At 61.4% G+C, this 12,210-nt stretch carries 9 protein-coding genes; 7 read left to right on the forward strand and 2 right to left on the reverse strand.

Going from position 1 to position 12,210, the window contains the following annotated elements:
* Positions 1 to 13 precede the first annotated feature (13 nt).
* The 5 genes from BLW24_RS23610 (at position 14) to BLW24_RS23630 (ending at position 7,686) form a co-directional block, all read left to right on the forward strand.
* The gene (locus BLW24_RS23610; RefSeq protein WP_090387407.1) at positions 14 to 1,177 is read left to right on the forward strand and encodes an EAL domain-containing protein; all 1,164 of its coding nucleotides are present in this window, start codon (positions 14 to 16) and stop codon (positions 1,175 to 1,177) included.
* 170 nt (positions 1,178 to 1,347) lie between these two features.
* Positions 1,348 to 2,100: a substrate-binding periplasmic protein gene (locus BLW24_RS23615; protein WP_139272739.1), complete on the forward strand. Its 753-nt coding sequence runs from the start codon at positions 1,348 to 1,350 to the stop codon at positions 2,098 to 2,100.
* A gap of 125 nt (positions 2,101 to 2,225) precedes the next feature.
* Positions 2,226 to 3,557 (forward strand): deoxyguanosinetriphosphate triphosphohydrolase, encoded by a 1,332-nt coding sequence (locus BLW24_RS23620; protein ID WP_090387411.1) that lies wholly within the window; start codon positions 2,226 to 2,228, stop codon positions 3,555 to 3,557.
* Positions 3,558 to 3,560: 3 nt separating this feature from the next.
* Positions 3,561 to 4,631, forward strand: coding sequence for an FUSC family protein (locus BLW24_RS23625; protein ID WP_090387413.1), 1,071 nt, complete (start codon positions 3,561 to 3,563; stop codon positions 4,629 to 4,631).
* 97 nt (positions 4,632 to 4,728) lie between these two features.
* Positions 4,729 to 7,686 (forward strand): HD domain-containing phosphohydrolase, encoded by a 2,958-nt coding sequence (locus BLW24_RS23630; protein ID WP_090387416.1) that lies wholly within the window; start codon positions 4,729 to 4,731, stop codon positions 7,684 to 7,686.
* 60 nt (positions 7,687 to 7,746) lie between these two features.
* On the opposite strand, the gene BLW24_RS23635 is transcribed toward BLW24_RS23630, so the two are convergent.
* Positions 7,747 to 8,088 carry a YggL family protein gene (locus tag BLW24_RS23635; RefSeq protein ID WP_090387418.1) on the reverse strand — a complete coding sequence of 114 codons (342 nt, stop codon included), beginning with the start codon at positions 8,086 to 8,088 and terminating at the stop codon, positions 7,747 to 7,749.
* A gap of 234 nt (positions 8,089 to 8,322) precedes the next feature.
* Between BLW24_RS23635 and dacB the strand changes: the two genes are divergently transcribed.
* Complete coding sequence (dacB, locus tag BLW24_RS23640; protein ID WP_090387420.1) at positions 8,323 to 9,759, forward strand: D-alanyl-D-alanine carboxypeptidase/D-alanyl-D-alanine endopeptidase; 1,437 nt, start codon at positions 8,323 to 8,325, stop codon at positions 9,757 to 9,759.
* A 33-nt stretch (positions 9,760 to 9,792) separates the two neighbouring features.
* Here the strand turns inward: dacB and BLW24_RS23645 are convergent, their stop codons facing one another.
* Positions 9,793 to 10,302, reverse strand: coding sequence for a MarR family winged helix-turn-helix transcriptional regulator (locus tag BLW24_RS23645; protein WP_090387423.1), 510 nt, complete (start codon positions 10,300 to 10,302; stop codon positions 9,793 to 9,795).
* A gap of 77 nt (positions 10,303 to 10,379) precedes the next feature.
* On the opposite strand from BLW24_RS23645, the gene BLW24_RS23650 reads away from it, so the two are divergent.
* Entirely contained in the window at positions 10,380 to 12,149 is a 1,770-nt protein-coding gene (locus tag BLW24_RS23650; RefSeq protein ID WP_090387425.1) for an N-acetylglutaminylglutamine amidotransferase, read from the forward strand.
* The last annotated feature ends 61 nt before the right edge of the window (positions 12,150 to 12,210 follow it).

The following is a 12,210-nucleotide window of genomic DNA, read 5'->3' on the forward strand; positions in this document are numbered from 1 at the left end:
AAGGAACTGCGCAGTGTTCAACGGTCAACCGCTTGCTGTTTTTCAACCTTTTATCGATACCGCCACCGGACGTATTGCCGGTGTCGAAGCACTGGCGCGCCTGCGCAGCGCTGATGGCCAACTGCACTCGGCAGGCCCCTTGTTCAGTGACCCGAAAACCCCGCCCACTGCCCTGCGCCGCCTCGACCGCGAAGTCCGCGAACAAGCTCTGCGGCGCTTTCATGAAGCCCCGCATGACTGGTTTCTCAGCCTGAATATCTCGCCACGCTGGATCAGTCGGCTGCGCCCCGAACAAGCACTGCCCAGCCTCAAACAGCTGCAACACAGTGGCATCGACCCAGCACGTATCGTCTTTGAAATCACCGAACTGGGCGGCGCCAGTTCACGCCTGCCGGGTGTGGTGGAACGTTATCGAGAAGCCGGCGCACGCATCGCCATCGACGACTTCGGCGCGGGCTACTCTCAGCTCGACCGCGTACTGGCCTTGCAACCGGACATCCTCAAGCTGGACATGCGCCTGTTTCAGCAGGCCGCCCGTGGCGGGCCAAGCAGCGAGATCGTCAAGGCCCTTGCGCAGATGGCAGAAAAGACCGGCTGCTGGATCATTGCCGAAGGCGTGGAAACCGAGGCCGAGCTGGATTTCGCCCTGGAGTGCGGCGCGCGTTATGTGCAGGGTTATCTATTTGCCAAACCCGAAGAGACTTTTTTCAGCAGCAACGCCTTCTTCAAACGTTTTGCCCAGTTGCGCGACCATTATGTGCAGCAAAAACTCGCTGAACGCGCACGGCTGATGACCCTGCGCCAGCAGCTCGGTGAGCTGATGAACGGTTTCAAGACCTGGATCGAAAACGGCTCACAGCCCAAGCAACTGCCGCAACCGCATACCTACCCCTGGCTGCTGCGCATCTACCAATGCGACCGCCACGGCACTCAGCTAACCGCCAACCTGGAATGGCGCGAGCACAGCTGGCACAGCGATGCGCGCTATGTCGGGCATAACTGGTCGTGGCGGCCATATTTCTACCAACTACTGGCCGAAGGCTGGGAAGAACGCCGGCTGATCCTCTCCAGCACCTACCGCGACGCTACCACCAACCAGTACTGCCTGACCGCCGGGCAATTTATCGACAACGGCAAACGGTTACTGCTGATCGATATCGACGCTGCAGGCTTCTGAAGCTTACAAGAATGTTCCACGGCATTGACTAATACCCCAGCACGGCCACAATCAAAAAAGGACAGGCAACGTAGAGTGCAGCCCATTGAGGCTGCCGGGTGTTCCACCACCCACGGCGACAAAGCATCATGCAAGTGGCCATATCCAGTTTACTGCTTGTACTCATACTGATGCCCCAGACACTCAAGGCCGAGGGTCCCTCCGTTCTGCGCCTGTGCTACCAGCTGCAGGATCACCCGCCGTTCACCTTCCCCGCGAACAACGCACAAGCGCCTGGCCCCGGCATTCTGCTGGAGCTTATTCAGGCGGCCGCAGAGCAGACCGAGCTGACCATCGACTGGCAACGCCAGCCCTGGAAACGCTGCATCCTTGCCCTGCAAAAAGGCGAAGTGGATGGCATCTTCCCGGCCATCTGGCAGGCAGAACGCGACACCTGGGGCCAGTTCCCCGGCCGCGACCCGCAACGTGGCCAGCCAGTGCAGCGAGAGTATCGGCTCTGGCAGGTCGACTACCCGATTGCCACCCGCAGCGACACCCGCCTGAGCTGGGATGGCCAACGCTTCACCAACCTCAAGTACGGCCTGAGCTCACCGCTGGGTTATCTCACCCGCCAACGTTTGGCCGATCTGGGCGCCCTTAACAGCGTTTCACTGCAACCCAACAAAGCCCTGCTGCTGGTGGCCAGTGGGCGCCTGGATGGCTTTGTCATCGAACGCAATATCAGCAGGGCACTGATCGCCGAATTGCAGCTGCAAGAACAGCTGCAGTTTCTCCCGCAACCCTTGCTCCAAGCGGACTGGCACTTGCCGCTGTCACAGCCCTTCTACCAACGCCACCCGCAGCAAGCCATGCGCTTCTGGCAGGCCCTTGGCCAACAGCGCGAAATGCGTGAAGCCGAATTGCGTCAGCGTTATATGCCCTAGATAACGACAGCAAAAGAACGGGCCTCATCCGGGTATAAATCGCTCAACTGCCTGCAGCCGCCTTGCATCATCGGCATAGAACCTCGAAGCTAGCTGCCACAGCCAGGTAACGGCGAGGACAACCCTTGGATTGGCAAACCCTGCTCAACCGCGAACGACTCGGCAAGCCGACGCACAGCGTCGCCGAACTGGGCCGCACCCCGTTCCACAAAGACCATGACCGCATCATCTTCTCCGGCGCCTTCCGCCGTCTGGGACGCAAGACCCAGGTGCACCCGGTTTCCAGCAATGACCATATCCACACCCGCCTGACTCACTCGCTGGAAGTCAGCTGCGTGGGCCGCTCGCTGGGTATGCGCGTTGGCGAGATGATCCGCGATGCCCTGCCGGACTGGTGCGAGCCAAGCGACCTGGGCATGGTCGTGCAGTCTGCCTGCCTGGCTCACGACATTGGCAATCCGCCCTTTGGCCATTCCGGTGAAGATGCCATCCGCCACTGGTTTCAGCAGGCCGCCGGGCGTGGCTGGCTGGACTCGATGAGCGCGGCCGAGCGCAGCGACTTTCTCAGTTTCGAGGGCAATGCCCAGGGCTTTCGGGTACTCACCCAACTGGAATATCACCAGTTCGATGGCGGCACCCGGCTGACTTACGCGACGCTCGGCACCTACCTGAAATACCCCTGGACCGCGCGTCACGCCGAAGCCCTGGGCTACAAGAAACACAAGTTTGGCTGCTACCAGAGCGAGCTGCCGCTGCTTGAGCAGATCGCCGGCAAACTCGGCCTGCCGCAGCTGGAAGAACAACGCTGGGCACGCCATCCGCTGGTCTACCTGATGGAAGCGGCGGATGACATCTGCTACGGCCTGATCGACCTGGAAGACGGTCTGGAAATGGAGCTGCTTGAATACAGCGAGGTCGAGGCGCTACTGCTCAACCTGGTCGGCGATGACCTGCCGGAAACCTATCGCCAGCTCGGCCCGGACGACTCCAAGCGGCGCAAGCTGGCAATCCTGCGCGGCAAAGCCATCGAGCACCTGACCAATGCCGCTGCACATGCCTTCGTCGAGCAACAGGACGCCCTGCTCGCCGGCACCTTGCAGGGTGATCTGGTTGAGCATATGCACGGCACCGCCAAGCGTTGCGTGCAGAGCGCCAAGGACATGGCCCGGCAGAAGATCTTCCAGGACAAGCGTAAGACCCTGCACGAGATCGGCGCCTACACCACCCTGGAAATCCTACTCAACGCCTTCTGTGGCGCGGCGTTGGAACAGCATGGTGGGCGTACGCCGTCGTTCAAGAACCGCCGTATCCTCGACCTGCTCGGCAATAACGCACCTGACCCAAGCTGGCCGCTGTACCGTTCTTTCCTGCGCATGATCGATTTTATCGCCGGCATGACTGACAGCTACGCTACTGAAATGGCCCGTGAAATGACGGGCCGTTCTAGCCCGGTATAAGCCATGAATAGCCTACTGCGACAAACCTTCAGCTGGCATGCCGGTCCCCCCGCCTGGGGCCCGGCCATGGTCGCCGGCTTCGGCTGTGCGCTGCCATTGCTGCTTGGGCTGTTCAGCGCTCACCCGGGGTTTCTCTGGGCCTCGGCTGGCGCCTTCCAGGCGGCGCAAGCCAACCCACTGCACCGCCTGGGCATGCTGCGCATGCTGATGCTCTGCGGCCTGGGTGCCTGCAGCGCAGGACTGGGCTTCTGGTCGGCCAGCCATCCTTATGCCAGCTTGCTGGTCTTCGCCCTGTTTGGCTTTCTGCTCGCCTGGCTGCAACGCTTTGGCAGCGAAGCCGGCAAGCTGGGTATCGGTCTGGCTATCTGCCTGTGCCTGGGCCAAGGCCAACAAGGCCTGGGCTCGCTGAACAACCCCTACGCCATCGCCATGCTGTTTATCCTCGGTGGGCTCTGGGTGATGCTGCTGGCCTTCGGCCTGCGCGGCATGCATGGCCTGCGCATGTGGCCGTACATGCCGCGTTTTATCAGCATTTTCAAGGTGCTCAAACGGCACGCCAAACGCCTGCCACAACAGAAGTGGCGGCTGCATGCACTGGGCTGCACCCTGGCATTCGCCCTCTCCGGGCTGATCGTCAACCTGGCCGAGCTGCACCGCGGCTACTGGCTGACACTGACCGTGGTCACCACCTTGCAGCTGGATTTTCAGGGCAGCCTGGTGCGCGCCGTGCAATCAATCCTCGCCAGCCTGGGCGCGGCTGCGTTGCTGATTCTGCTCGGCCACAGCCTGCAGAATCCGGCGCTGATGGTCGCCACATTGCTACCGCTGATCGCCCTCAGCCGTGCCCTGCAGGCCAACCATTACGGCCTGTTTGTGCTGCAGACCACGGTGTGCTTCGTGTTGCTGGCCGAAAGCCTGGCACATGACTGGCAGCTACCCCAGGTACGTCTGTTCAACAGCCTGATTGGCGTGGCCCTGGCCTTGCTGGTAGCGCTGCTGGTATATGGCCTGGAGCGCTGGCTGGTCCATCGAAACAATCTGCAAAAAATCAAGCACAGCACAGGCCCAACCTAGAGCTGTTGCCGCACAAGAAACCTGCATCCGCGCCACGGCAAAACGCACAACGCTCCACTATGCTTGGCGCTAGCCAAGGTATACAGGACATGCGCGGATGCAGCAGACAGCAAGGTCCAAGGAACGACGTTTTCCGCTCCATATCCATATCAGCGTGCTGTTCACTCTGCTGCTGCTGGGCTCTGGCGTGGTGCTGGGGTACTTCAACTACCAGCAGACCAGCAACATCATCCTCAGCAGCAGCGACCAGCTGTTCACCCAAATGCGCAAGGAAGTTCAAGCGGATCTGCGCAATACCTACCAACCCATTCGCTACATGATCAACCTGCTGGCGCGTAACGAGCAGATCAACGGCCGTGACCGCCATGAGCGCATGATCATGCTGCCGATGTTCAGCCAGGCACTGCGCGACAACCCCAAGCTGGCGTCGATCTATGTCGGTTATGGCGATGGCAGTTTCTTTATGGTGCGGCCGCTGCGCAGCGAGAAACTGCGGCAGATTTTCTTTGCCCCCGAAAATGCCGAGTATCAGGTGTGGAGCATTGACCGCATCAGCGAACAACGCCTGGATTCCGAATACCTGTTCTTCGACGCACAGCTGCAGCCCATCAGTCGCCGGCAGAACCTCAAGGAAACCTACGATCCGCGTCGCCGCCCCTGGTACAACAGCGCGCTGCAGAGCTCGAAGCACTTCACCACCGCGCCCTATGCCTTCTTCTCCACCCAGGAAATCGGCACCACCATTGCCCGCAAAAGCAGCGAAACCACGGTGGTGGGCGCCGACCTGACCCTCGACGACCTCTCCGCCACCCTGGCCCAACATCGCCTGACGCCCTCCACCGAAGTGGTGCTGTACAGCCCCGATGGCAGCGCGGTCGCCTACCCGGATAGCACACGTCTGATTATCCCCGGGGAAACGCTTCAACTGGCGCAGGTCAAGGATCTCAGCCCGGTGCTCGCCGACTTTCTCAGCCTCGGCCTCGATGAGGATCGTCAGGGCGCCGTGCGCCTGAACAAGCAGCGCTGGCAAATCTCCTACAGCCAGTTCAACGAGGGGGGCCCACAAGGACTGCGCCTGGCTCTGCTGGCCCCGGAAAGTGAACTGCTCGCCGATGCCTACCGCATCCGCTGGCAAGGCGCCGTATTGACTCAGGGCATCCTACTGCTGTGTATCCCGATTGGCTGGCTGCTCTCCAATATTCTGGTCAAACCGCTGCGCCTGCTGGTGGGCGAAGCCGAGGCCATCCGCAGCTTCAATTTCGATTACCCGGCCAGTGGCCGTTCCTTCGTCAAGGAAGTCGACCAGCTCGCGGTGTCGATGGGGCGGATGAAGGAGACCATCTCCAGCTTTCTCGATATTGCCGCCACGCTCTCGGCGGAAACCCGTTTCGACGCCCTGCTGCGCCGGGTGCTGCGCGAAACCGTCGACCTCAGCGAAGCCAGCGGCGGCCTGCTCTACCTGCGCGACAGCAGCAGTGGCCGTCTCGAACCACACGGTCTGTTTATCAACGAGCGGCAGCACAACCTGGAAGAGCATCGCATCCCCAGCTTCGACCCGAATGACCCAGCCCTGCCCAGCTGGCTCGCGCAAACGGCAACCGGCGGCCCCAGCGTCACCGTGGCGCTGGGCTTCGAGCATGCGCAGGGTTTCCAGAGCCTGCTACACACCCTCGACAGCCCGCGTGCGCACCTGGTCTGTACCGGCCTGCATAACCGCCAGGGCCAGACCCTCGGCGTACTGCTGCTGTTGCACCGCGACACCGGTGACGAGGCCGATCTGGCCATGCTGCGCCCCGAACGCATTGCCTATGTCGAGGCGGTCTCCGGCGTGGCTGCGCTGTGCATCGAGAGTCAGCGCCTGCTCGATCAACAGAAGAAACTGCTCGATGCCTTTATCCAGCTCATCGCTGGCGCCATCGACGCCAAGAGTCCCTATACCGGTGGCCACTGCCAACGGGTGCCGGAAATTACCCTGATGCTCGCCCGCGCTGCTGCCGCCAGCGAAGATGACGCGTTCAGCGACTACCAACCCACAGACGAAGAATGGGAGGCTCTACATATCGCCGCATGGCTGCATGACTGCGGCAAGGTCACCGTGCCCGAGTACGTGGTGGACAAGGCCACCAAACTGGAAACCATCTGCGACCGCATCCATGAAGTGCGCATGCGCTTTGAAGTGCTCAAACGCGACGCCTGGATCAGTTACTGGGAACATCTCAGCCAGGGCGGTGAAGCGGCCAGCCTGGCTCAGGTGCGCGATGAACTGCTCGCCACTCTGGATGATGAATTCGCCTTTATCGCCCGCTGCAACCTGGGCGGCGAAGCGATGGCCGACGCTGACCTTGAGCGCCTGCGCAGCATCGCCGCGCGCACCTGGATGCGCACCCTGGATGATCGCCTGGGGGTTTCCTGGGAAGAGAACCTACGCCAGTCGCGTACCCCGGCGCAGCCGTTACCGGTGCAGGAAACGCTGCTCAGCGACAAAGCCGAACACCTGATCGAGCGCCCCGAAAACGAGCTGATCGCCGAAGACAACCCTTGGGGCTTCAAGCTGGAAGTGCCGCATTACAAACACAATCGCGGCGAGGTCTATAACCTCAGCATCGGCCGCGGCACCCTAACCAACGAAGAGCGCTTTATCATCAACGGCCATATGGTGCAGACCATTCGCATGCTCAGCCACTTGCCCTTCCCCGCACACCTGACCAGCGTTGCCGAGATTGCCGGCGGCCACCATGAAAAGATGGACGGTACGGGCTACCCGAAACGCCTGAAGCGCGAAGACATGAGCCTGCCGGCCAGGATGATGGCGATTGCCGATATCTTCGAAGCGCTGACCGCCGTGGACCGCCCCTACAAGAAGGGCAAGCTGTTGTCCGAATCACTCAATATCATGGCGGGCATGTGCAGAGGCGCACACATCGACCCCGAGCTGTTCGGCCTGTTCGTGCGGGAAAATATCTACCAGGAATACGCTGAGCGCTTTCTGCGCCCTGAGCAGATTGATCAGGTCGATAACGCTGCGCTGCTGGCCAAGGCGGGCCTGAGCGACTGACGAGCATTGCAGAAGGGAAAAGCAACAGGGCATGCGCGATGCATGCCCTGCTTACAGGTTTCAGGCCTGATTGATCGAGTTGTCTGGATACCAGACGTCGAGCAGCGGGCTGGCGGTGAAATCCACCAGCTCGTCACGGCCTTTCAGCCAGGCTTCAACGGCAGCGCGCTGCTCTTCGTTGACCGAGCCACGCTTGGACAGGCATACCAGACCGAAGTCATCGCCGCCGACATAGCCCAGGCCGTTAGCGGTCATGGCTTCACGCAGGAACTGCTCAAGAAAGCTGTCGATGGCCTCATCGGCCAGGTCTTGCTTGAAGTTCAGGTTCAGCTCAAAACCCAGCTCCTGGAATTCATCCACGCAGAGTTTTTTGCGCAGACGGCGGGAACGGTTAGTAGCCATGGAACAATCCTCAAAAGTGATAACGCGCGGCACTCTAGCAGTTTCGCGGCCTGCGCGCCCGCCTGGAAGACGACAGGTCGCCCGATTGCCCACAGAAAAGCCCGGCTGATGGCATTTACTGCCATTCAGCTGGAACTGTATTGGGGCATAATTGCCAACATCTTCTCAATCCGCGATGGAACCTCTTTACATGCCTCGCGTCACCTTTGTCCCTCAGTTGGAGGGGAGTCGCCCATGATCAAAACCCTGCGTCATCTGGCCATCGCCGGCCTACTGCTGCCTGTTTGCCTGCCACTGGCAGCCGCCACGAACGGTTTATCAAACAAGGTTCAGCAATCGCTGAAAGCCAACAAGATCAGCAGCCAGTCGCTGTCCGTGGTCACCGTTCCGCTCAATGGCCCTGGCAGCAGCACCTTCTTCAACGCCGACATTTCCGTCAACCCGGCCTCCACCATGAAGCTGGTCACCACCTACGCAGCGCTTGAACTGCTCGGCCCGACCCATCAGTGGAAAACCGAGTTCTTCACCGACGGCCAACTGAAGAACGGCGTGCTCAACGGCAACCTGTACCTCAAGGGCGGCGGCGACCCCAAGCTGAATATGGAAAAGCTCTGGCTGATGATGCGCGACCTGCGTGCCAATGGCGTGCTGCAGGTGACGGGCGATCTGGTGCTCGACCGTAGCCACTTCGTACAGCCACAGTTACCGAGTTTTAATGACGATGGCGGCGATGCCAACAAGCCGTTCCTGGTCACCCCGGATTCCCTGCTGGTCAACCTCAAAGCCCTGCGTTTTATTGCCCGCACCGAGGGTGGCAAGGTGCATATCGCCGCCGAGCCGCCGATTGCCGATATCCGCATCGACAACCGCGTCAAAGCCCTGCCGGCAGCCAAATGCCCGGGCTGGCCGGATGTGCGCTACAACCCGGTCACCGAATTCGACGGCACCACGGTCATCGTCACCGGCAAGCTGGCCGAAGGCTGCAGCTCGCAGACCTACCTGTCGCTGCTCGACCACCCGAGTTATGCCGCAGGCGCCATCCGCGCCATCTGGCAGGAGCTGGGCGGCAGCATCATGGGCAAGGACCGTCTTGCCCCAGTGCCAGAGAAGGCCCGCCTACTGGCCCGCGCCTATTCGCCGGACCTGACCGAGATCATCCGCGACATCAACAAATACAGTAACAACACCATGGCCCGGCAGCTGTTCCTCAGTCTCGGCGCGCAGTTTCGCAACTCCGCCGACCAGGACGACAGCAAGGCAGCACAACGGGTGATCCGCAGCTGGCTGGCACGTAAAGGCATCACCGCGCCACACCTGGTGATGGAAAACGGCTCCGGGCTGTCGCGTGCCGAGCGGGTCAGTGCGCGGGAAATGGCCACCCTGCTACAAGCGGCCTGGAAGAGCCCTTACGCCGCCGAATTTATGGCCTCGCTGCCATTGGTGGCGATGGACGGCACCATGCGCAAACGCCTACACCGCACCCCACTGGTGGGCGAGGCGCGAATCAAGACCGGTACGCTGAACAATGTGCGCGCCATCGCCGGCTTCAGCCGCGACAGCAACGGCAACAGCTGGGCCGTGGTCGCTATCCTCAACGACCCACGCCCTTGGGGCGCCTCGTCGATTCTCGATCAGGTGCTGCTGGATCTGTACAAACAGCCCAAACGCTAAGCCTGTCATGCCGCGCCGACCTGGCGCGGCTTTTTACTCCATCTCCCCACACAGCTGTGCCGCGCGTAACAACGCGGCGGTCAAGCTGTGGCGCTCCCACTCCTGCAATCCGGCAAAGCGCGTGACAAACTCCGGCGGCAGCAGGCTCGGCGCCTGTTGCAGCAGGGTGCGGCCCTGTTCGCTGAGCAGCAACCACTGCCGGCGCCGATCCTGATCGTCGCGCTGACGTTGCAACAGGCCCTTTTCCTCCAACCTGTCGAGCATGCCCGACAGGGTCGCAGCCGTCAGGCTGACCCGGCCACTGAGGTCGCTGGCCGTCAACCGTGCCTCTCCCGCCAACACCTGCAGAATCATCAATTGCATCGGCGTCAGCCCACCAAAGCGGCCGAGGCGCTTTGCATGCACTTCACCGGCCTGCTGCAAACGCCGCAGCGCCTGAAACAGCGGCAGCTCGAAGGCCGAAACAGATGACAAATCTATTTCAGTAGAAACCTTTTTTATCAGCCATATACGCCTTTTTAATTCGATATAAAACTTTGACATGAAAACATTATTTTGTTTTTGTGTCAAAGGTTCGGCAGCCCCGAACCACTCCCCAACGGCAATACCGGTAAGGAATTATGTGCGCAATCGCTGGAGAATTACGTTTTGATCAACGACCGGCCGACCTGGCTGCAGTCGAGCGAATCACCCACCATATGGCCGCCCGCGGCCCCGACGCCTACGGCTTTCACAGCCAGGGCCCACTCGCCCTCGGCCATCGCCGCCTGAAAATCATGGACCTGGCCGAAGCCTCGGGCCAGCCGATGATCGACAGCGAGCTGGGCCTGACGATGGTGTTCAACGGTGCCATCTACAACTACCCGGAACTGCGCGAAGAGCTGAAAGCCCTCGGCTATCGCTTCTTCTCCGGTGGCGACACTGAAGTGCTGCTCAAGGGCTATCACGCCTGGGGCACCGACCTGCTACCCAAGCTCAACGGCATGTTCGCCTTCGTCATCTGGAAGCGTGACAGCCAGCAACTGTTCATCGCCCGCGACCGCCTCGGGGTCAAGCCGCTGTATTTGTCACGCACGGCTGAACGCCTGCGCTTTGCCTCCAGCCTGCCAGCACTGATGGCCGGTGGCGACATTGGCAAGACCCTCGACCCCGTCGCCCTCAACCACTACCTGAACTTCCACGCCGTGGTGCCCGCGCCGCGCACCCTGTTGGCCGGGGTAGAAAAACTGCCGCCCGCCAGCTGGATGCGCATCGACGCCCAGGGCAACTGTGAACAGCAGACCTGGTGGAACCTGACATTCGGCCCACAGCGCGAGGAAATCGCCTTCGGCCTGGATGAATGGCGTGAGCGCGTGCTGGACGGCATGCGTGAGGCCGTATCAATCCGTCAACGCGCAGCCGTGGACGTCGGCGTGCTGCTCTCCGGCGGTGTCGATTCGAGCATGCTGGTCGGCCTGTTGCGTGAAGCCGGGGAGGACAACCTGTCGACCTTTTCCATCGGTTTTCAGGATGCCGGCGGCGAGCGCGGCGACGAGTTCCAGTATTCCGACCTGATCGCCGAGCACTTCGCTACCCGTCACCATCAGCTGCGTATCGGCGAACATGAGATTCTCGAACAGCTGCCGGCGGCCTTTCGCGCCATGAGCGAACCGATGGTCAGCCACGACTGCATCGCCTTCTACCTGCTGTCACACGAGGTGGCCAAGCACTGCAAGGTGGTGCAGAGCGGCCAGGGCGCCGATGAGCTGTTCGCCGGCTACCACTGGTACCCGCAAGTGGACGAAGCCGAAGATGCCTTCGGCGCTTACCGCGCGGCGTTCTTCGACCGGGATTACGACGAGTACGCCGCCTGCGTGCAGCCGCAGTGGCTGACCGGCGACATGGCCGGCGACTTCGTCCGTGAGCATTTCGCCCAGCCCGGCGCTATAGCCGCCGTGGACAAGGCGCTGCGCCTGGACAGCACGGTGATGCTGGTCGATGACCCGGTCAAACGGGTCGACAACATGACCATGGCCTGGGGCCTGGAGGCACGCACGCCGTTCCTCGACTATCGCCTGGCCGAGCTTTCGGCGCGTATTCCGGGGCGCTTCAAACTGCCCGATGGCGGCAAGCATGTGCTCAAGGAAGCCGCACGACAGGTCATTCCCAGCGCGGTGATCGACCGGCCCAAGGGCTACTTCCCGGTGCCAGGCCTCAAGCATCTGCAAGGCGCCACCCTGGGCTGGGTGCGTGACCTGCTGCTCGACCCCAGCCAGGATCGCGGCCTGTTCAACCCGGCCATGCTGGATCGTTTATTGAGTGACCCGCACGGTCAGCTGACGCCTTTGCACGGCTCCAAGCTGTGGCAGTTGGCCGCGCTGAATCTCTGGTTGAACGAACACGGCCTGTAGAGCGCTGCGGTGGCTGGACACAGCCCCGCCACCGCAGCATCTGCCACCTGCTCACGGCAAA

Origin of the sequence: Pseudomonas anguilliseptica (assembly GCF_900105355.1) — a bacterium.
GTDB lineage: Bacteria > Pseudomonadota > Gammaproteobacteria > Pseudomonadales > Pseudomonadaceae > Aquipseudomonas > Aquipseudomonas anguilliseptica.